Here is a 19,736-nt window from a genome sequence, read left to right as displayed (position 1 = left end):
GTCATCGCGCGGGGAGTGCGCCCAGCCGGGCGAGCGCGCCGCGGACACCAGCCACGCCGTCGCCGGCCAGCGCCTCGCGTGCGGCGTCGGCCTCGACGCCCGCGAGGAGCATCACGAGCGCGACGTGCACCTCGCCGTCGGCCGCGCGCAGCACGTCCTCGCACTCCGCCGAGCCCAGCCCGGTCGCCTGCACGAGCATCCGGACGATGCGTGCGCGCAGCTTCTGGTTCGTCGGGCGCACGTCGATCATGAGGTTCGAGTACGTCTTGCCGAGGCGGATCATCGTCGCGGTCGAGAAGGTGTTGAGCACGAGCTTCTGGGCGGTCGCCGCCTTCATGCGCGTGGAGCCCGTGACGACCTCGGGGCCCGTGTCGACGAGGATCGCGACGTCCACCCCGGCCGCGAGCGGCGCGTCCGGGTTGGCCGAGACGAGCACCGTGCGCGCCCCCCGCTCGCGCGCGACGTCGAGCGCCCCGCGCACGTACGGCGTGCGGCCGCTCGCCGCGAGCCCGACGACGACGTCGCGCGGGCCGACCGCGTCGACGTCGGCGCGCCCGAGCGCCACGTCGTCCTCCGCCCCCTCGACGGCCAGCATCATCGCGCCCACGCCGCCCGCGAGGTGCGCGACGAACCACTCCTCGCCCACGCCGTACGTCGGCAGGAGCTCGACGGCGTCGAGCACGCCGAGGCGACCCGACGTGCCCGACCCCACGTAGTGCACGCGGCCGCCGGAGCGCAGCGCCTCCACGGCGAGGTCGACGGCCTGCGCGATGCGGCCGCGCTGGGCCCGCACCGCGTCCGCGACGACGGCGTCCTCCTCGGTGATGAGCCGGACGACGTCCGCCGTCGGGAGCAGGTCGACGTCGGTCGTGCGCGGGTTGCGCTCCTCGGTCGGCGAGGCGAGGCGCACCAGCTCCTGCCACTCGTCGGGGCTCGAGGTGGTGCTCGCAGCCCCGCTCGGAGTGCCGCTCGTGGCGACGGTCGGGTCGGTCATCGGGAGGTTCCCTTCGTCGGGTCCGGCAGCGGACCCTGGGTGCGCGGGCCCGGGTGCAGGCCGTGCGGGGTGTTGGCGAGCGCCAGACGGCGCACCGGGCCGCTCGCGGCGGGCCACGGCAGCGGCGTGGGCGGGGTGAGCGAGCCGAGGACGACCGCGCGGCGGGCCCCCGTCGCCCGACGGCGGTGCTCGCCGGCGGCGGTGCCCGGCAGCCCGTGGGCCGACAGGAAGCCGAGGAGCGCGAAGAGGTACGCCTCCTTCGCGTCGACCGGCAGGCCGAGCGCCTCGGACGTCACGACCTCGCACGCGTGCGGCACGCGCTCGGCGAGCGCCGCGCGCAGCCGGTCGAGGAGCACGGGGTTGCGCGCTCCCCCGCCGGACGCGACGACGCGGCGCACGTCGCGGCCCGCGAGCGCGTCGGCGACGCTGACCGCGGTCAGCTCGGTGAGCGTCGCGACGAGGTCGGGGCCGGTGAGCCCCGGGCGCACGGACGCGAGCCGGCGGGCCGTGTACGTCGTGTCGAAGAGCTCGCGGCCCGTCGACTTCGGGGCGGGCGCGGCGAAGTACGGGTCGTCGAGCAGGGCGGCGAGCGCCACCGGGTCGACCGTGCCCTGCGCGGCGAGCTCGCCGTCCTTGTCGTACGCGAGACGGCCGTCGGTGAGCTCCGCGACGGCCACGTCGAGCAGGCAGTTGCCCGGGCCCGTGTCCCAGCCGGTGACCGGGTCGTCGACGCGCCCCACGAGGGACACGTTCGCGATCCCCCCGATGTTGAGCGCCGCGGTGAGCCCGGCGTCCGCGGTCGCGTCGGCGCCCGCGTCCTCGCGCCCGAGCCAGAGCGCGTCGAGCACGCTGACGAGCGGCGCGCCGTGGCCGCCCGCCGCGACGTCGGCCACGCGGAAGTCGCTGATGACCGGGCGCTTGACGTGCTCGGCGACCCACGCGGCGTTGCCGAGCTGGAGCGTGCCGCGGGCCCGCGCCCCGACGACCCAGTGGTAGATCGTCTGGCCGTGGGACGCGACGAGGTCGACGTCGCCGCCGGCGACGTCGTCGATCGCGCGCCGACCGGCACGGCCGAGCTCCTGCCCGATGAGGGTGTCGAGCTGGGCCACCTCGGCCACGTCGACGGCGGCGGGCGGCAGCGCCTTGAGGATGCGCTCGCGCAGGGCGCGCGGCCACGCGTACTCCGTGTGGCCGAGGGGCCGCATGCGCAGCACGCCGTCGTCGCCGAGCGTGAGGTCGGCCGCGGCCGCGTCGATCGCGTCGACCGACGTGCCGGAGGACAGTCCGAGGACGATCATCGCTCTCCCTCCCGTTGCACGCCGACGGTCGGGTCGACTCGAGGTGTCTCCGTACCGGTGCGCGCGCGGGGGCCCGTCGTCCCCCGCAGGAGCGCGACGGCGGCGCGCGCGTTGGCGCGCCCCGTCCCGCACGCGACCACGACCGTGCGGCCCGCGCCGAACCACGAGCCGACGGCGCCGGGGAACCCGGTGTGCACGACGGCGGCGTCCGGCCGCGCGACGAGCAGCTCCGTGAGCCGCTCGTGCTCGCCCGAGCCGGGCACCGGCTCGCGCGTGAGGACGACGAGCGGGCGGTCGCCCGCGCGCACGGCGTCGAGCGTGCGCGCCCACGCCTCGGCGTCGGCCGGGCGCAGGTGCCGCACGTCGGGGCCGAACGCGTCGTCGAGCGCGCGCTGGACGTGCTGCGCGGTGCGGCCCGCGGCGTGGTCGAACCGCAGGCGCAGGTCGACGACGTCGGGTGCCGTGGGGACGGGCGGATCCTGCGGCGCGGGCCCGGCGAACCGGACGGCGCGCGCCGCGACGCGGGCGCCCACCTGGTCGAGGGCGTCGAGCGCGGCGCGCGCGGACTCCGGCGAGGGGACGACGCCGCTCGCGGCCTGGCGCGCGCGCACCGCGGCGAGGGTGCGCGCCGTGCGCGCGGCGGACGCGTGCAGGCGCTCGACCGTGACCCGGCCGGACGCGACGGCGTCCACGAGCGCGCGCTGCGCCTGGCGGAACAGGACCTCGTCGTCGCGACCGACGGTCGTGCCCAGGCACAGCAGGTCGGCGCCGGCCTCCACCGCGCGGACCGCGACCTCGCCGATGCCGTGCGGCGCGGCGTCGTCGGCACGGGACGAGGAGCCCGCGCCGTCCGCCGCGAACGTCGCGACCGCGCCCATGTCGAGCGCGTCGGTGACGATCGGGCCGTCGAACCCGAGCTCGCGCACGAGCGCGCCGACGGCGGGCTCGAGCGTCGCGGGCAGCGCGCCGAGCGCGGCGACGACGACGTGCGCCGTCATCACGGCGTCGAGCAGCACGTCGCCGGGTCCGGCGTCCGGGGCCATGGTCGCGACGAACGGGGGCAGGTCGCGCGCGCGGAGCTCGTCGAGGCTCGCGTCCACGACCGGGAGGGCGAGGTGCGAGTCGACGTTTGTCGCGCCGTGCCCTGGGAAGTGCTTGCCGCACGCACCCGCGCCGCCCGCGTGCAGTCCGCGGACGAACGCCGCGCCGTGGCGGGCGACGAGCGCGGGGTCCGCGCCGAACGAGCGCACGCCGATCACGGGATTGTCGGGGTCGGAGTTCACGTCGAGGTCGGGCGCGAGGTCGAGGTCGACACCGGTCGCGGTGAGCAGACGACCGAGCGCGGCGCCGACCTCCTCGGTGACCGCGACGTCGTCGACCAGCCCGAGGGCCGCGTTGCCGGGCAGGCTCGAGCCGGTCGCGGCCTCGAGCCGGGACACGTCCCCGCCCTCCTCGTCGACCGCGACGAGCAGGTCGGGCGACGCGCCGCGCAGGCGCGCGGTGAGCCGCGCGGTGGTCGCGACGTCGGGCGTGTTGTGCCCGAACAGCACGACCCCGGCCAGGCCGTCGCGCGCCGCGTCGACGAGCCACGCCGGCAGGTCGTCCGTGCCGGTGAACCCGGGCAGGAGCACGCCGTTCACGGCGCGCACCACGTCGGCCGCGCGCTGCGCCCCGGTCGGGGCCGCGGCCGGAGGCGTCGCGCCGCTCATCCCTTCACCGACCCGGCGGTGAGGCCCGAGGACAGGTTGCGCTGCACGAGGACGAAGAACACGAGCACGGGCAGCGTGATGATCGTCGACGCGGCCATGACGGCGCCCCAGTCGGTCGTGTTCTCGCCGAAGAACTTCTGCAGCCCGATCGGCACGGTGTACTTGCTCGACTGCTGGAGGAACGTCAGCGCGAAGATGAACTCGTTCCACGCGGTGATGAAGGAGAAGACGCTCGTCGCGACGACCCCGGGCGCGACGAGCGGCACCAGGACCTTCCAGAACATGCGCCCCCACGACGCGCCGTCGAGGAACGCCGCCTCCTCGAGCTCGACCGGCACCGCGGCGACGAAGCCGCGCAGCGTCCAGATCGCGAAGGGCAGCGCGAACGCGAGGTACACGACCGCCAGGCCCAGGAGCGAGTTGAGCATGTTGAGGTTGCGCATCTGGATGAACAGCGGGATGACGAGCGCCTCGAGCGGCACCATCTGCACCATGAGGATGAGCACGAGCATCGACTTGCGGAACCGGAAGCGGAACCGGCTCACCGCGACGGCGGCGAGCAGCGCCACGACCGACGACGCGAGCACCGTGCCGAGCGCGACGAGCACCGAGTTGCGCAGGTAGTGGCCGAACCCGCCGTCGTCGATCACGGTGACGAAGTTGTCCCACGTGACGCCGGCGGGAAGGAGCCGGGCGCCGCGCGTCGCGGCCTCCGGGTCGATCGCCGAGGAGAACATCCAGTAGGCGGGGAAGAGCGAGAAGACGAGGAGGGCGACGATCCCCACCGTCTTGGCCGCCGCGACGCCGGGACGACGGCGGCGGGCGCGCAGCACCTGCTCGGTGCGGGCGCCGGGCCCGGGGGTGGCGCGAGTGTCGACGACGGCGGCGCTCACAGCTCCTCCTCCTTGAACAGGGTGCGCATGTACACGAGCGTGATGCCGAGCAGGATGAGCGTGAGCAGGACCGCGATCGCCGCGCCCATGCCGTACTTGCCCTGCGCGAACGACTGGATGTACGACCACACGCCGAGGTTGAAGACGTCCTTGTTCCCGCCGTTGCCGCCGGGCATGAGGTAGATCTGCGTGAAGACCTTGAAGTCCCAGATGGTCGACAGGATCGTCACGACCGCGAACACGGGGCGCAGGATGGGCGCGGTGATGGCCCAGAACCGGCGCCACGCCGTCGCGCCGTCGACCTTGGCGGCCTCGTGCAGCTCGTGCGGGATCGTCATGAGCCCCGCGAGCACGGTGATCGCGACGAACGGGAACCCGTGGTGCACCACGTTGAGCGTCGCGATGGCGTAGAACGACAGGCGCTCCGTGAACCAGTTGACCGTGCCGGGCTCGATCGCGCCCACGCCCTCGAGCACCGAGGCGACGAGGCCGTTCAGCGGGTCGAAGATCCACACCCACACGTACGTGCCCGTGATCGCCGGGACCGCCCAGGCGACCATGATCGCCGTCGCGCCGACGCCCCGCCAGAACCCGCCGAGCGTGTTGAGGAACAGCGCGACCGCCGTCCCGAGCGCGACCGTGAGCACGACGCACGCGAGCGCGAACAGCACGGTGTTGGGCAGGACCGTGGTCCACAGGTAGCTGTCGCCGAGCAGGTCGGCGTAGTTCTGGAGCCCGATCCAGTTCGACTCGCCGCTCGCGATCTGCCGCAGGCCGTAGTCCTGCAGCGAGAGCAGCACGACGCGCACGAGCGGCCACAGGAGCAGGACGCCGAGGACGACGAGTCCCGGGGCCAGCAGCAGCCAGGGGCGCAGCGGGGAACGGTGGCCGAGGCCCGTGCGGCGCCGTCGTGCGGCGGTCGGCACGGTGCTCGACGGCGGCCGGTCGGCCGGGGCGGCCGGGGCCGGCGAGGCGCCGGGCGCGGCTCGAAGGTCTGCCATGGGAGAAGTCCTGTCGCGGGGTGCGGGGCGTGGTGCGGGCGCCGGCGGTCGGGTGCCGGCGGAGGCGGCGTCCGGCCGCGGGCGGGCTGCCCGCGGCCGGACGCGTCAGGTCAGGAGCCGAACGTCTCGTCCATGTCGGCGGCCGCGGTGTCGGCGGCCTCCTGGACGGTCGCGCTGCCCGACAGGACGGACTGGAGCATCGTCTCCAGCGTCTTCTTGCCCTGGATCTGGCCGTAGAGCGGCGTGACCGGGACCGAGCGGCCGGCCTCGACCATCTGCTGGGCGAACGGCGCGACGATCGGGTCGTCCTCCTCGATGACCTTCTCGAGGAGCGACGTCTGGCCCGGGAAGTAGCCGGACTGCTCGCCCCACGCCTGCGCGAACTCGCCGGTCGTCATCATCTCGACGAACTTCCACGCGAGGTCCTGCTTCTCGCTGGCCTCGAAGACGCCGAGGTGCGAGCCGCCGAGGAACGAGTCGGACAGGCCCTCGGTCTGGCCGGGGATCGGGAAGGCGCCGATCTTGCCCTCCATGTCCGGGACGTCGGCGAGGATCTTGCCCGGCGTCCAGCTGCCGGAGATCATCATGCCGACCTGGCCCTGCTCGAACGCGGCGAGGAGGTCCGTCTCCTTCCACGTCGTCGCGGCGGCGGTCGAGAAGCCGTGCTCGGTCGCGAGGCCGGTGTAGAACTCGAGGCCCTCGACCGACTCCGGCGAGCTGATCTCCGACGTCCAGGTGTCGCCGTCCTTCACCGCGAGGTCACCGCCCGCGCCCCAGACGAACGGCATGGCGCCGTACTGGCTGTCGCCCGCGACGGGGAACGGGATGATCTCCGGGTTCGCCGCCTTGAGCGCGTCCGCCGCGGCGACGAGCTCGTCCCACGACGTCGGGGTCTCGATGCCCGCGGCCTCGAAGAGGTCGGCGCGGTAGACGACCGAGCGCACGCCCGCGTACCACGGCATGCCGTAGACGCCGCCGTCGAGGGTCGCGGACTCGACGAGCCCGGGGACGAGGTCGTCCTCGAGGCCGGCGTCCGCGATGCGGTCGGAGAGGTCGGCGAGCGCGCCGACGTCCGCGAACTCGCCCGTCCAGGTGGTGCCCACCTCGGCGACGTCCGGCGTCGTGCCGCCGGCGATGGCGGTCGTGAACTTGTCGTGGGCGCTGGCCCACGGCTGGAACTCGATCTGGAGGTCGGCGCCGGTCTCGTCCTTGAACGCGGTCGTCACCTCGTCGAAGAACGCGTCCGCGTCGGGGTTGGTGCCCTCCATGATCCAGACGGTGAGGGTCTCGCCCGAGAAGTCGGTCGCGTCGTCGCCACCGGTCCCCTCGGAGCCGGACCCGCCGCCGGAGCTGCACGCGGCCAGGCCGAGCGCGAGGACGAGGGTGCCCGTGACGGCCACCGTGCTGCGTCGCTGCATGCCGTGACACTTCCTTTCTGGTCGGCCGTCGGGGGAACGGCCGGGTCGTGTGTCCTGACGGTCCCGCGCGGCCGGTCGGCTCCCGCGGTGTGAAACTTACTTCCATCAGTGGACGTATGTGTGGAGATTACTGCCACGCGTGCGCGAACGGAAGCCACGGCGGCAGATGTTGCACGTTCTTAACAATCGCCGGGCGTCGCCCGGCTCTGGCGACCGCTCAGGCCGCGGGGCCCTGCCCGCGGGCGGGCGTCACACTCCCGCGCCGGCCGCGCACGTCCCCGCGCAGCACCCCGCGCGTCACGGGACGCGCGCGGTCCACTCCGGCGTGGAGAACTTCGTCCGCGCGAGCTCCTGCGCGCGCTCGCGCTCCTCGGGGGTGACCGCACCCTCGACCGTGCGGTACCGCGAGCGGAAGTGGTCCTTGAACGCCTCGATGACGTCCTCGCGCGCCATGCCCGTCTGCGAGCGCACCGGGTCGACGCGCTTGTTGGCGCTCGTGGTGCCCTTGTCCGAGAGCTTCTCGCGCCCGATGCGCAGCACCTCGGTCATCTTGTCGGCGTCGATGTCGTACGCCATGGTCACGTGGTGGAGCACCGCACCCCCGCGCAGGCGCTTCTGCGCCGCGCCCGCGATCTTGCCGGCCGGCGACGCGATGTCGTTGAGCGGCTTGTACGTCGACTCCACGCCCAGGTCGGCGAGGGCGCCCAGCACCCAGTCGTCGAGGAACGCGTACGAGCGCTCGAAGCTGAGCCCCTCGACGAGCGACCCCGGCACGTACAGCGAGTAGGTGATGGTGTTCCCGGGCTCGACGAACATCGCACCCCCGCCCGAGATCCGCCGCACGACCGTCACCCCGTGCCTCTCCGCGCCCTCCGGGTCGACCTCGTTGCGCAGCGACTGGAACGAGCCGATGATCACCGCGGGCGACGCCCACTCCCAGATCCGCAGCGTGGGGCCGCGACGGCCCTCGTCGAGCTCCTCCGTGAGCACCTGGTCGAGCGCGAGGTGCATCGCCGGCTCCTCGGGCCCCTCGTGCACGATCTCGAACGTGTGGTCGCCCCACCCCGTCGCCCGGCCGAGCGCCCGGCGCACCGCGATCGCGACCGCCTCGGGCGAGAACCCGACCATCGTCACGTCGGGGCCGAGCGCGGCCTGCACGGCGCTCGCGAGCTGCGCGACCGTCGCCGTCTCCGGCATCCCCGTCAGGGCGCCGTCGATGTCCTCGAGCGCGCCGTCCGGCTCGAGGAAGAAGTCGCCGCTGACCGCGACCCGGGCGAGCCGCCCGGCCTCCACCTCGACGTCGACCGCCACGAGCTTGCCACCGGGGACCTTGTACTCACCACGCACGCGTCCACCCTAAGCCCGACGCGCGCACCTCCGGCTCAGCGCGGCTCGACGCCCGCGTGGACCAACCCGTAGATCGCCGAGTCGGTGAGCGCCTCCCAGGCCGCCTCGATGAGGTTGGGCCCGACGCCGACCGTCGACCACGACGTCGAGCCGTCGGTCGTCTCGATTAGCACGCGCGTGATGGCGTCCGTGCCCTGCTCGGTGTCGAGGATGCGCACCTTGAAGTCGATGAGCTCGAACACCTCGATCTCCGGGTAGACGCGCCCGAGCGCGAGCCGCAGCGCGTGGTCGAGCGCGTTGACGGGGCCGTTGCCCTCGCCCGTGGAGACGATGCGCTCGCCCCCGGCGTGCAGCTTGACGGTCGCCTCCGCCGTCGCCTCGGTGCCGCGCGACCCGGCGCGCTCGACGATCGTGCGCCAGCTCTCGACCCGGAAGTACGGCGGGCGCTCCCCCGCGATCTCCTCGCGCAGCAGCAGCTCGAACGACGCGTCGGCGGCCTCGTACGTGTAGCCGCGCGCCTCGTCGTCCTTGACCCGGTTCGTCACGCGGGTGAGGAGGTCGCCCTGGCCCGACAGGTCGAACCCGAGCTCGCGCCCCTTGAGCTCGATCGACGCCCGGCCCGCCATGTCGGAGACGAGCATGCGGATGTCGTTGCCCACCGCCGTCGGGTCGATGTGCTGGTACAGGTCCGGGTCGACCTTGATGGCGCTCGCGTGCAGGCCCGCCTTGTGCGCGAAGGCGCTCGCCCCGACGTACGGCTGGCGCGCGTACGGGGAGATGTTCGTGATCTCGCTGATCGCGTGCGAGATGCGCGTCGCCTCCTCCAGGCCCTCGCCCGTGAGCGTGCGCACCCCGTGCTTGAGCTCGAGGTTCGCCACGACCGTGAGCAGGTCGACGTTGCCCGTGCGCTCCCCGTACCCGTTCACCGTGCCCTGCACGTGCGCGGCGCCCGCCTCGACGGCGGCGAGCGTGTTCGCGACGGCGCAGCCCGAGTCGTTGTGCGCGTGCATCCCGAGCAGCGCGTCCCCCGGCAGCGCGTCGCGCCCGTGCGGGAGCCCGACGGCGTCGCGCAGCTCCGCGACGGTCTCGGCGACCCACGTGGGCAGCATGCCGCCGTTCGTGTCGCACAGCGCGACGACCTCGGCGCCCGCCTCGAACGCGGCCTGCACGGCCGCGCGCGTGAACGCGGCGTCGTACCGGTAGCCGTCGAAGAAGTGCTCGGCGTCGACGACGACCCGGCGCCCCTCGCCCACGAGGAACGACACCGTGTCGGTGATCATCGCGAGACCCTCGTCGGGCGTCGTGCGCAGCGCGCGCTCGACGTGCCGGACGTCGGACTTCGCGACCAGCGTGACCACCGGCGCCTCGGAGTCGACGAGCGCCCGCACCTGCGGGTCGTCCCAGGCCCGCAGCCCGGCCTTGCGCGTCGCGCCGAACGCTGCGAGCACCGCCCGGCGCAGGTCGAGCTCCTTGGCCGCGCGGCGGAAGAACTCGGTGTCCTTGGGCACAGCGCCCGGCCAGCCGCCCTCGATGAAACCGACGCCGAGCTCGTCGAGCAGCGGGGCGATGGCGAGCTTGTCGGCGACGGAGAGGTTCATGCCCTCCTGCTGCGCGCCGTCGCGCAGGGTCGTGTCGTAGACGTGGAAGACCCGGGGCTCGTGGGGACCGGTCCCGGGGGTCGTCGCCGAGGTCATGGTGCCTCTTCCTGCCGTTCGTCGTGTCGCGGGCGTCGCTGCGCCCGCCCCTGCGGTGCGTCTCCCGACGCCGGGCGGGGCCCTCGTGAGGCGGTGGGCCCGGCGTCCGTGCCGCCGGGCGGAGGTGGTGCCCAGCAACAAAAAAACCCCCCGAGGGTGCGGGAGGTCTGCGCGTCCGGTGGGTGCTACCGGGCGCGCTACTCGATAATGAGCTGGGAGACGAGGTGTGTCACAGGGCACATGGTGCCACAGGTTCCGCCAGGATGGACCAGAGCGTCCATCCACTGAGCCGCCCGCCGCCCGTCGGCGCGACGGCGACCGAGCGAGGAGTGACGATGAGCGACCCGACCCCGGGCGGTTACGACCCGCAGAACCCTCCGACGCGGCGCTACGGCCAGCCGCCGGTCCCCCCGCAGTCCCCGCCCCCGGCGATCCGCCCGACGGACCCGCAGGCCCAGTTCCCCGAGCCCCGCACCCCCGTGAGCCCGGCGGACCCGCGCCTCACGGTCGAGGCCGGCCGGTTCTGGGCGGGAGCCGCCGCGACCGCGCTCGTCGCCGCACTCATCGGGCTGCTCGGCGTGATCATCTTCGAGCGCATCTTCGCGATCACCCTCGTCCCGCCGCCCGACCTCTTCGCCACGGGGTCGCGCCAGGCGGCGTGGGCGATCGACGGCGCGATCCTCGCGCTGCTCGCCGCCGGGGTGCTGCACCTGCTCATCCTCAGCACGCCCCGGCCGCGCGCGTTCTTCGGCTGGATCATGGCGCTCGTCGTGGTGGCGATCGCGGTCCTCCCGTTCGCGTGGTCGAGCGACGTCACCGCGGCGGCGCTGTCCGGGCTCATCAACCTGCTCATCGGCGTCGCGGTGTGGTCGCTGCTCGCGGGCGTCGCGGGGCGGACGATCGTCGCGCGGCCCGCGCCCGTCGTCTGACCCGGAGCACCCGGGCAGACCCACCGCGCCGCAGTCCGTACGACGACGGGGCGCCCCTCCCGCGGAGGGGCGCCCCGTGTCGTGCGGGGGGGCTCGGGCGAGCCGACGCAGCCGGCGCTCAGGCGAGCCGGCGCAGCCAGCCGTGGCGGTCGGCGGCGCGACCGGTCTGGATGTCCGTGAGCTCGGTGCGGATCGTCCTGGTCAGCGAGCCCGCCTCGCCGGTGCCGATCGTGTGGTCGAAGTCCGAGCCGGCGAGCCGGCCGATCGGCGTGATCACGGCGGCCGTGCCGCACGCGAAGACCTCCGTGACGGAGCCGTCCCGGATCCCGGCGAGGACGTCGGTCAGCGGGATGCGGCGCTCGACGACCTCGTGCCCGCGGTCGGTGAGGAGGCGGATGATCGACGAGCGCGTCACGCCCTCGAGGATCGAGCCGCTGAGCTCCGGCGTCTCGACCGAGCCGTCCGCCTTGACGACGAACACGTTCATCCCACCGAGCTCCTCGAGGAACGTGCGCGTCGCGGAGTCGAGGAAGCACACCTGCTCGCACCCGTGCTGCTGCGCGACCACCTGCGGGAGCAGGCTCGAGGCGTAGTTGCCGCCGCACTTCGCGTCGCCGGTGCCGCCCGCGCCGGCGCGGCTGTACTCGCGGTCCACCCAGATGGACACGGGCTTCACGCCGCCCGAGAAGTAGGGGCCGACGGGCGACGCGATGACGAGGTACTCCGCCTCGAGCGACGGGCGCACGCCGAGGAACGCCTCCGAGGCGTACATGAACGGGCGCAGGTAGAGGCTCGCCTCCTCGCCCGACGGGACCCAGTCCACGTCCGTGCGCACGAGCGCGGTGATCGAGCCGACGAAGTCGTCCACCGACAGCGCGGGCAGCGCGAGGCGGTGCGCCGAGCGGGCGAAGCGCGCCGCGTTGGCCTCGGGCCGGAACGTCCACACGGAACCGTCCGCGTGGCGGTACGCCTTCATGCCCTCGAAGATCTCCTGCGCGTAGTGCAGGACGGCGGTCGCCGGGTCCAGGAGGAGCGGGCCGTACCTCTCGACGCGGCGGTCGACCCACCCGTCGGTCGAGTTCCAGCTGATCCGCGCCATGTGGTCCGTGAAGACGGTGCCGAACTTCGGGGCCGCGATGGCGGCCTCGCGCTCGGCGGGCGGCGTCGGGGAGTCCGTGGGGCGGACGTCGAACAGGGCGACGAGGTCCTCCGCCGAGGAGGACGGCTGGTGCTGCGCTGCGAGGGTGCTCATCATGAGGCCTTTCACCTGGCGACCCGGGTGGTCTCCGCCTAGTTTTCCACGCCGGTGCGGCTCGTGCGGGGATCCGCGCGAGGGCACGACGACGCGGGGCGCCACCGGGTCAGAACGGGAGGGATCCGGTCCTGGGGCGATGACGACCGAGGTGCGGGGACTGCGGCGAACCGGTGCCCGGGCCTGCGAGGGGCCCGTGACGGCGTGTCAGCCGGCGACGCGAGCGGCGAGCTCGCGGCCCACCTCGGCCGTCGAGCGTACTCGGCTCCCCCGCTCGGCGAGGTCGGCGGCGACGGCCGCCTCGACGCGCTGCGCCTCGTCGCCGAGGCCCAGGTGGTCGAGGAGCAGCGCGACCGACAGCACCGTGGCGGTCGGGTCGGCCTTGCCCTGCCCGGCGATGTCCGGTGCCGAGCCGTGCACGGGCTCGAACATCGACGGCGCGGTGCGGTCGGGGTTGATGTTCGCGGACGCGGCGAGGCCGATCCCGCCCGTGATCGCGGCGGCCTGGTCAGTGAGGATGTCGCCGAACAGGTTGTCGGTGACGATCACGTCGAAGCGCGAGGGCTTCGTCGTGAGGAAGATCGTCGCGGCGTCGACGTGCAGGTAGTCGGTCGTGACGTCGGGGAACTCCGCGTTGACGGCCTCCACCGTGCGGCGCCACAGGTGACCCGCGTGCACGAGGACGTTGTGCTTGTGCACGAGCGTGAGGTGCTTGCGCGGACGCGCCTGGGCGCGGGCGAACGCGTCGCGCACGACCCGCTCGACGCCGAACGCCGTGTTGAGGGAGACCTCGGTCGCGATCTCGTGCGGCGTGCCGGTGCGCAGCGAGCCGCCGTTGCCGACGTACGGGCCCTCGGTGCCCTCGCGCACGACGACGAAGTCGATCTCGCCAGGGTCGGCGAGCGGCGACGTGACGCCCGGGTACAGCTTGCCCGGGCGGAGGTTGACGTAGTGGTCGAGCGCGAAGCGCAGCTTGAGCAGCAGGCCGCGCTCGAGGACGCCGGACGGGACGCTCGGGTCGCCGATCGCGCCCAGGAGGATCGCGTCGTGCCCGCGGATCGCGTCGAGGTCCGCGTCGGTGAGCGTCTCCCCCGTCGCGTGCCAGCGGCGCGCACCCAGGTCGAACGGCGTCGTGGAGACCTTCACGTCCGAGCCGGCCACGGCGGCCTCGAGCACGGCGAGCCCCTGCTCGACGACCTCGGTCCCGATGCCGTCGCCGGCCACGACTGCCAGATCAATGGTGCGCGTCATGTCGGCGAGCCTACGCCGTGCCGCCACCCTTCGGGACGGTGGTCTCACGTCTCGGACGGGCGTCGAGTTGCGTTCCGCGCTCAGGCGGTCCACTATTAGTAAACTTTCCTAAAGCCCGTCGAAGGACCGACCATGACCGCGCCCGCCACGTCGAGGGTCCCCGGTACCCCGGGGCTCCTGCGCACCATCAACGACCGCGCGGCCCTGGAGCTCCTCCTCGACGTCGGGCCGCTGACCCGGTCCCAGATCGGTGACCGCACCGGCGTCTCGCGACCGACCGCCTCGCAGATCGTCGCACGGCTCGAGCAGTCGGGGCTCATCGAGCCCACGGGCTCCGTGCAGGGGGCGCGCGGCCCCCAGGCCACGCAGTACGCCGCCCGGACGGACGTCGTCGTGGGACTCGCGCTCGACGTCGTGCCCGGCGGGGTGCGCGCCAGCGTCGTCGACGCGCTCGGCCGCACGCTCGGCGAGACGACCGTCGCCGCCGGTCCCGAGCGCTCGGCGGCCGCCGATGTCCTCGCCGCGCGCGACGAGGCCTGCGCCGACGCCGGCATCCCCGTCTCCCGTGTCGCGACCGCGGTCGTCGGCGTGCAGGCCGCCGTCGCGCCGCGCACCGGCGACATCGCCCTCGTCGGAGAGCTCCCCGGCTGGCCGCGTCGCGGGCTGCGCGCACACCTCGAGGACGCGCTCGGCATCGACGTCCACGTCGAGAACGACGTCAACCTCGCCGCGATCGCCGAGCGCGACGCCGGCCGCGACGAGGAGAGCTTCGCGCTGCTGTGGCTGGGCGAGGGCATCGGCATGGGCGCGTGGCTCGAGGGCCGCGTGCACCACGGCACCGCGGGTGGCGCCGGTGAGATCGGCTACCTCCCCGTGCCCGCCGCCGGCATCGACGACTCGGTCAACGTGCAGGACCTCGTCGGCGGTCTCCGCCTCGTCGAGCTCTGCGCCGGCGCGGGGGTCCCCGGCATCACCGAGGAGGGCTCCGCCTACGGCGACGCCGTCGCCGCCCTCGCCGCGCACCGCGACAGCACCGCGGTGCACGACCTCGTGCAGGACCTCGCGCTCCGCGTCGCGATCGTCCTCCAGCCCGTCGTCGCCATCCTCGAGCCCGACGCCGTCGTGCTCGGCGGGCCCACGGGCGTCGCGTGCGGCGCGCCGCTCGCCGAGGCGACCGCCGCCGTCCTGCGCGGCACCGACCAGCGGACGGGAGCGGTCGTCGCGAGCGCCGTCCCCGAGCTCGCCGTCCTGCGCGGCGCGCGCTCCGTCGTCGCCGAGGACGTGCGCACCCTCCTGCTCGCCGCCGCGGGACGACCGGACCATCCGGTCGTCGCGCCCTCCGTCCCGGGGTAGTCCTCTTCACCTACCTCGCGAGCGGTGGCCGGCCGACCGTGGCACGGCCGGCCACCGCTCATCCTCGCCGCGCTCAGCGCGGGTAGCGCAGCTCGAACCGCTCGCACACCAGCGGCATGTCCCGCGCGAACTCGCGCGACAGGACGCGACGGAAGTACTTCTCGTGCTCGACGCGCCACGACTCCAGCGACCGGTCGTCCTCGCCCTCCGCGTGCGCGAAGTCCGCGTCGACGTCCTCGAACGCGACCACCTCGACCAACGTCGTGCGGATCAGCGCGCGCGGGTGGCCCGCGCCGTCGAGCAGGATCGACAGCTCACCGACGCGCGGCACCGCCTCGCCCGTCTCCTCGTACTCCCACAGGGCCGACGACGTCGCCGTCTTCTCCCCCGTGAGCACCGCCATGAGCAGGTCGTCCGCCAGCGCCGGGTTGTCCCCGAACGACCACGCGGGAGGCGGCACGCTCTCGGACACCGTGGTGCCCGTGACGACGCCGAGCCGCGCCATGCCCGCGCTGGGCCGCGCCAGCTCCCAGAACGCCAGGATCTCCGCCGCCCGCTCGTCCACCGTCACGTCGTCCGTCACCGGGTCTCCCTCGTCCGCCTGTCGGGTCATGCCCCCCATCCTGGCGCACGGGGCCGCGCACCACCCGCACCGCCCGCCCACCGGTCGTCGGCCGGTCGCGACGCGACGACGAACGGCCGGCCTGGGCCGGTGGGACGACGAAGGGGTGGGTGACCCCTGTCGCGCGACAGGGGTCACCCACCCCCAGAGGTGAGCCGAGCTCAGAGGTCGAGGATCAGCGCGCGGCGCTGCCCTCGGTGTAGTCGGCGTCCTGCTGCTTCCACGCGAACAGCGACCGCAGCTCCTTGCCGACCTTCTCGATCGGGTGCTGCGCGGCCTTCTCGCGGAGTGCCGTGAACTCCGGCGCGCCGGCGTCCTGGTCGTCGATGAAGCGCTTGGCGAACGCGCCCGACTGGATGTCGGCGAGGACGCCCTGCATGTTCTCCTTGACGCGGGCGTCGATGACGCGCGGGCCGGAGACGTAGTCGCCGTACTCGGCGGTGTCGGAGACGGACCAGCGCTGCTTGGCGATGCCGCCCTCCCACATGAGGTCGACGATGAGCTTGAGCTCGTGCAGCACCTCGAAGTACGCGATCTCCGGCTGGTAGCCGGCCTCGGTCAGCGTCTCGAAGCCGTACTGGACGAGCTGCGACACACCGCCGCAGAGCACGGCCTGCTCGCCGAACAGGTCGGTCTCGGTCTCCTCGGTGAACGTCGTCTTGATGACGCCCGCGCGGGTGCCGCCGATCGCCTTCGCGTACGACAGCGCGACGTCCCAGGCCTGGCCCGACGCGTCCTTCTCGACGGCGATGATGTCCGGGATGCCACGGCCCGCGACGAACTCGCGGCGCACCGTGTGGCCCGGCGCCTTCGGGGCGACGAGGATGACGTCGACGCCCTCGGGGGCCTCGATGTAGCCGAAGCGGATGTTGAACCCGTGCGCGAACGCGAGCGTCTTGCCCGTGGCGAGGTTCGGCTTGATCTCGTCGTTGTAGATCGAGCGCTGGTGCTGGTCCGGCGCGAGGATCATGATCAGGTCGGCCCACGCGGCGGCGTCCGCCACGGACTTGACCTCGAAGCCCTCGTCCTGGGCCTTCGCGACGGACTTGGAGCCCTCGCGCAGGGCGACGACGACCTCGACGCCCGAGTCGCGCAGGTTCTGGGCGTGCGCGTGGCCCTGGCTCCCGTAGCCGACGATCGCGACCTTCTTGCTCTGGATGATGGACAGGTCGGCGTCGTCGTCGTAGAACAGCTCAGCCACGATGGATCTCCTCGGTTCTTCGTTGCGGTGCAGGGGTCTGTTGCGGTGTCGCGCGGAACGGCGACCGGTGCGCGCCGACGCCCACGGGGGTCTCGGTGCGAGGGTAGGCGATGGTCAGGCGGAGCGGACGACTCGTTCCAGCGCACGGTCCGTGATGGAGCGGGAACCGCGCCCGACGGCGACGGTCCCCGACTTCACGATCTCGCGCACGCCGTAGGGCTCGAGGGCCCCGAGCAGCGCGTCGAGCTTCTCCCCCGTGCCCGTCGCCTCGATGGTCACGGCGTCGGGGACGACGTCGACCACCTTCGCGCGGAACAGGTTGACGACCTCGAGGACGCCGGTGCGGTGGGCGCCGTCGGCACGCACCTTGACGAGCAGGAGCTCGCGCTGCACCGACGCGGACGAGTCGAGCTCGACGATCTTGATGACGTTGACCAGCTTGTTGAGCTGCTTCGTCACCTGCTCGAGCGGGCGCTCCTCCACGTCGACGACCACGGTGATGCGCGAGATCTCCTCGTGCTCGGTGGGGCCGACGGCGAGGGAGTGGATGTTGAAGGCACGGCGGGCGAACAGGCCCGCGACGCGCGTCAGCACGCCGGGCTTGTTCTCGACGAGCACGGAGAGGGTGTGGCGGGACATCGGTCAGTCCTCCAGGGACAGGGGTCGGATCGAGGCTGCATTGCGCTGCAGCCGAGTGCCTTGCTTCACTGCGGCCCTCAACCTCCGCTGCATTTCGCTCAGTCCTCCCGGTCCCAGGCGGGCGAGATGCCCCGCGCGTACTGGATGTCGTCGTTGCTCACGCCGGCGGCGACCATCGGCCACACCATCGCGTCGCGCGAGACGTTGAAGTCGATGACGACCGGGCGGTCGTCGATCTCCATCGCGCGCTTGATCGCGGCGTCCACCTCGCCCATCGACTCGACGCGGATGCCCTCGCACCCGTACGCGTCGGCGAGCTTGACGAAGTCGGGCACGCGCGCCGTGCCGTGGCCGGTGTGCAGGTCCGTGTTCGAGTAGCGCTGGTCGTAGAACAGCGTCTGCCACTGGCGCACCATGCCGAGCGAGCTGTTGTTGATCAGCGCGACCTTGATGGGGATCTCGTTGATCGTGCAGGTGGCGAGCTCCTGGTTGGTCATCTGGAAGCAGCCGTCGCCGTCGATCGCCCACACCGTGGCGTCGGGGCGGCCGACCTTCGCGCCCATGGCCGCCGGGATCGAGAAGCCCATGGTGCCGAGGCCGCCGGAGTTGAGCCACGTCCGCGGGTGCTCGTAGCGGATGAACTGGGCCGCCCACATCTGGTGCTGCCCGACGCCCGCGACGTAGATCGACTCGGGGCCCGAGATCTCGCCCAGGCGGGAGATGACGTGCTGCGGGGCGAGGTGGCCGTCGTCGGGCTCCGTGTAGCCGAGCGGGTACGTCTCGCGCCAGTCGTCGATCTGGCGCCACCAGGCCTCGACGTCCGGCTTGCCCTTGGCCTCGTGCTCGCGCTCGAGCTCCGGCAGCAGGTCGGTGATGACCTCCTTGAGGTCGCCGACGATCGGCACGTCCACGTCGCGGTTCTTGCCGATCTCCGCGGGGTCGATGTCGGCGTGCACCACCTGCGCGTGCGGGGCGAAGCTGGACAGCGCACCGGTGACGCGGTCGTCGAAGCGGGCGCCGAGCGACACCACGAGGTCGGCCTTCTGCAGCGCCGCCACGGCCGGCACGGTCCCGTGCATGCCGGGCATGCCGAGGTTCTGGGGGTGCGTGTCGGGCACCGCGCCGCGCGCCATGAGCGTCGTCACGACGGGCGCGCCCGACAGGTCGACGAGGCGGCGCAGCTCGGCCGACGCGTTCGCGCGGATCACGCCGCCGCCCACGTACAGGACCGGGCGGCGGGCCGTCGCGAGCAGGCGCGCGGCCTCCTTGATCTGCTTGCTGTGCGGCTTCGTCACCGGGTGGTAGCCGGGCAGCTGCACGTCCTGCGGCCAGGAGAACGTGGTGCGGGACTGCATCGCCGACTTCGCGATGTCGACGAGCACCGGGCCCGGGCGGCCGGTCGAGGCGATGTGGAACGCCTCGGCGATGGTGCGCGGGATGTCGTCCGGGTCGGTGACCAGGTAGGAGTGCTTGGTGATCGGCATCGTGATGCCGACGATGTCCGCCTCCTGGAAGCCGTCGGTGCCGATCATCGACTCGGCGACCTGGCCGGTGATCGCGACGAGCGGGATCGAGTCCATGTTCGCGTCGGCGATCGGGGTCACGAGGTTCGTCGCGCCCGGGCCCGACGTCGCCATGGTGACGCCGACGCGGCCGGTCGCGTGGGCGTAGCCCTGCGCCGCGTGGCCGCCGCCCTGCTCGTGGCGCACGAGGATGTGGCGCAGGCGCTGGGAGTCCATGAGCGGGTCGTACGTCGGGAGGATCGCACCACCCGGGATGCCGAAGACGACCTCGGCACCGGCCTCCTCGAGCGAGCGGACGATCGACTGCGCGCCCGTCATCTCCTCGCCCGTCGAGGCGCCGTTCGAGGCGGTGGCCGGGCGAGCCGTGGCTGCGCGCCGGACGTCGCCGCGCGGGGCGACCGACGCGGGTGTCGGGGCGGGCTTCGGCGCCGCGGCGGCGGGCGCCGGGGCGCCCTGTCGCGGAGGTGCCGGGGTGGGACCCTGGGCCATGGTGTCTCCTGCGTGTCGTGGCCTCGGCCCGGCGGGCGCCCCGTGGGGCGCTCCGCCGGGAGCCGGAGCCGACCGTGGTGGTGCGGTCGTGCTGGTCGCGGTGTGCGGGTGCCGGTCCTCGCG

At 73.5% G+C, this 19,736-nt stretch carries 16 protein-coding genes; 2 read left to right on the top strand and 14 right to left on the bottom strand.

Annotation, left to right across the window (positions count from 1 at the left end):
* Position 1 precedes the first annotated feature (1 nt).
* The 8 genes from B8281_RS09935 to cimA all read right to left on the bottom strand — a co-directional run bounded on the left by B8281_RS09935 (position 2) and on the right by cimA (position 10,354).
* Positions 2-994: an N-acetylmuramic acid 6-phosphate etherase gene (locus B8281_RS09935; protein ID WP_083711907.1), complete on the bottom strand. Its 993-nt coding sequence runs from the start codon at positions 992-994 to the stop codon at positions 2-4.
* Positions 991-2,292 (bottom strand): anhydro-N-acetylmuramic acid kinase, encoded by a 1,302-nt coding sequence (locus B8281_RS09930; RefSeq protein ID WP_085387624.1) that lies wholly within the window; start codon positions 2,290-2,292, stop codon positions 991-993. The genes B8281_RS09935 and B8281_RS09930 overlap by 4 nt, the downstream gene beginning before the upstream one ends.
* Positions 2,289-4,001 carry a glycoside hydrolase family 3 N-terminal domain-containing protein gene (locus B8281_RS09925; protein WP_085387623.1) on the bottom strand — a complete coding sequence of 571 codons (1,713 nt, stop codon included), beginning with the start codon at positions 3,999-4,001 and terminating at the stop codon, positions 2,289-2,291. The genes B8281_RS09930 and B8281_RS09925 overlap by 4 nt, the downstream gene beginning before the upstream one ends.
* Entirely contained in the window at positions 3,998-4,834 is an 837-nt protein-coding gene (locus tag B8281_RS09920; protein WP_369824971.1) for a carbohydrate ABC transporter permease, read from the bottom strand. The genes B8281_RS09925 and B8281_RS09920 overlap by 4 nt, the downstream gene beginning before the upstream one ends.
* Positions 4,835-4,890: 56 nt before the next feature.
* Positions 4,891-5,895: a carbohydrate ABC transporter permease gene (locus tag B8281_RS09915; RefSeq protein ID WP_085387622.1), complete on the bottom strand. Its 1,005-nt coding sequence runs from the start codon at positions 5,893-5,895 to the stop codon at positions 4,891-4,893.
* Between the two features lie 110 nt (positions 5,896-6,005).
* Complete coding sequence (locus B8281_RS09910; RefSeq protein ID WP_034654404.1) at positions 6,006-7,313, bottom strand: sugar ABC transporter substrate-binding protein; 1,308 nt, start codon at positions 7,311-7,313, stop codon at positions 6,006-6,008.
* A 297-nt stretch (positions 7,314-7,610) separates the two neighbouring features.
* A complete protein-coding gene (locus tag B8281_RS09905) occupies positions 7,611-8,660 on the bottom strand; it encodes a biotin/lipoate A/B protein ligase family protein (protein WP_085387621.1) in 1,050 nt (349 codons plus the stop codon).
* A gap of 35 nt (positions 8,661-8,695) precedes the next feature.
* A complete protein-coding gene (cimA, locus tag B8281_RS09900; RefSeq protein ID WP_076405729.1) occupies positions 8,696-10,354 on the bottom strand; it encodes a citramalate synthase in 1,659 nt (552 codons plus the stop codon).
* Positions 10,355-10,689: 335 nt separating this feature from the next.
* Here cimA and B8281_RS09895 point away from each other — a divergent pair, with 335 nt between their 5' ends.
* Positions 10,690-11,283 carry a hypothetical protein gene (locus B8281_RS09895; protein ID WP_051028087.1) on the top strand — a complete coding sequence of 198 codons (594 nt, stop codon included), beginning with the start codon at positions 10,690-10,692 and terminating at the stop codon, positions 11,281-11,283.
* A gap of 118 nt (positions 11,284-11,401) precedes the next feature.
* On the opposite strand, the gene B8281_RS09890 is transcribed toward B8281_RS09895, so the two are convergent.
* Together B8281_RS09890 and B8281_RS09885 are read right to left on the bottom strand one after the other, a co-directional pair.
* Positions 11,402-12,535 (bottom strand): branched-chain amino acid aminotransferase, encoded by a 1,134-nt coding sequence (locus B8281_RS09890; protein ID WP_085388709.1) that lies wholly within the window; start codon positions 12,533-12,535, stop codon positions 11,402-11,404.
* Between the two features lie 207 nt (positions 12,536-12,742).
* Complete coding sequence (locus B8281_RS09885; RefSeq protein WP_034654425.1) at positions 12,743-13,786, bottom strand: 3-isopropylmalate dehydrogenase; 1,044 nt, start codon at positions 13,784-13,786, stop codon at positions 12,743-12,745.
* A gap of 132 nt (positions 13,787-13,918) precedes the next feature.
* Here B8281_RS09885 and B8281_RS09880 point away from each other — a divergent pair, with 132 nt between their 5' ends.
* Positions 13,919-15,139 carry an ROK family transcriptional regulator gene (locus B8281_RS09880; protein WP_085387620.1) on the top strand — a complete coding sequence of 407 codons (1,221 nt, stop codon included), beginning with the start codon at positions 13,919-13,921 and terminating at the stop codon, positions 15,137-15,139.
* Positions 15,140-15,212: 73 nt separating this feature from the next.
* Here the strand turns inward: B8281_RS09880 and B8281_RS09875 are convergent, their stop codons facing one another.
* From B8281_RS09875 to B8281_RS09860, 4 genes are all read right to left on the bottom strand, one after another.
* Complete coding sequence (locus B8281_RS09875; RefSeq protein WP_085387619.1) at positions 15,213-15,752, bottom strand: ASCH domain-containing protein; 540 nt, start codon at positions 15,750-15,752, stop codon at positions 15,213-15,215.
* 184 nt (positions 15,753-15,936) lie between these two features.
* Positions 15,937-16,962: a ketol-acid reductoisomerase gene (gene ilvC / locus B8281_RS09870; RefSeq protein WP_021481959.1), complete on the bottom strand. Its 1,026-nt coding sequence runs from the start codon at positions 16,960-16,962 to the stop codon at positions 15,937-15,939.
* A 114-nt stretch (positions 16,963-17,076) separates the two neighbouring features.
* The gene (ilvN, locus tag B8281_RS09865) at positions 17,077-17,601 is read right to left on the bottom strand and encodes an acetolactate synthase small subunit (RefSeq protein WP_021481958.1); all 525 of its coding nucleotides are present in this window, start codon (positions 17,599-17,601) and stop codon (positions 17,077-17,079) included.
* 98 nt (positions 17,602-17,699) lie between these two features.
* Positions 17,700-19,613, bottom strand: coding sequence for an acetolactate synthase large subunit (locus B8281_RS09860; RefSeq protein WP_085387618.1), 1,914 nt, complete (start codon positions 19,611-19,613; stop codon positions 17,700-17,702).
* Positions 19,614-19,736 lie beyond the last annotated feature (123 nt).

The organism is Cellulosimicrobium sp. TH-20 (genome assembly GCF_002105775.1).
GTDB classification, from domain to species: domain Bacteria; phylum Actinomycetota; class Actinomycetes; order Actinomycetales; family Cellulomonadaceae; genus Cellulosimicrobium; species Cellulosimicrobium funkei.
This window is presented reverse-complemented; position numbering and strand designations above follow the sequence as displayed.

Bases quoted from the DNA above. Each gene is read 5' to 3' on its own strand.
- B8281_RS09935 (WP_083711907.1), bottom strand. From the start codon at position 994: ATGACCGACCCGACCGTCGCCACGAGCGGCACTCCGAGCGGGGCTGCG.
- B8281_RS09930 (WP_085387624.1), bottom strand. From the start codon at position 2,292: ATGATCGTCCTCGGACTGTCCTCCGGCACGTCGGTCGACGCGATCGAC.
- B8281_RS09925 (WP_085387623.1), bottom strand. From the start codon at position 4,001: ATGAGCGGCGCGACGCCTCCGGCCGCGGCCCCGACCGGGGCGCAGCGC.
- B8281_RS09915 (WP_085387622.1), bottom strand. From the start codon at position 5,895: ATGGCAGACCTTCGAGCCGCGCCCGGCGCCTCGCCGGCCCCGGCCGCC.
- B8281_RS09910 (WP_034654404.1), bottom strand. From the start codon at position 7,313: ATGCAGCGACGCAGCACGGTGGCCGTCACGGGCACCCTCGTCCTCGCG.
- cimA (WP_076405729.1), bottom strand. From the start codon at position 10,354: ATGACCTCGGCGACGACCCCCGGGACCGGTCCCCACGAGCCCCGGGTC.
- B8281_RS09895 (WP_051028087.1), top strand. From the start codon at position 10,690: ATGAGCGACCCGACCCCGGGCGGTTACGACCCGCAGAACCCTCCGACG.
- B8281_RS09890 (WP_085388709.1), bottom strand. From the start codon at position 12,535: ATGAGCACCCTCGCAGCGCAGCACCAGCCGTCCTCCTCGGCGGAGGAC.
- B8281_RS09885 (WP_034654425.1), bottom strand. From the start codon at position 13,786: ATGACGCGCACCATTGATCTGGCAGTCGTGGCCGGCGACGGCATCGGG.
- B8281_RS09880 (WP_085387620.1), top strand. From the start codon at position 13,919: ATGACCGCGCCCGCCACGTCGAGGGTCCCCGGTACCCCGGGGCTCCTG.
- B8281_RS09875 (WP_085387619.1), bottom strand. From the start codon at position 15,752: ATGACCCGACAGGCGGACGAGGGAGACCCGGTGACGGACGACGTGACG.
- ilvN (WP_021481958.1), bottom strand. From the start codon at position 17,601: ATGTCCCGCCACACCCTCTCCGTGCTCGTCGAGAACAAGCCCGGCGTG.
- B8281_RS09860 (WP_085387618.1), bottom strand. From the start codon at position 19,613: ATGGCCCAGGGTCCCACCCCGGCACCTCCGCGACAGGGCGCCCCGGCG.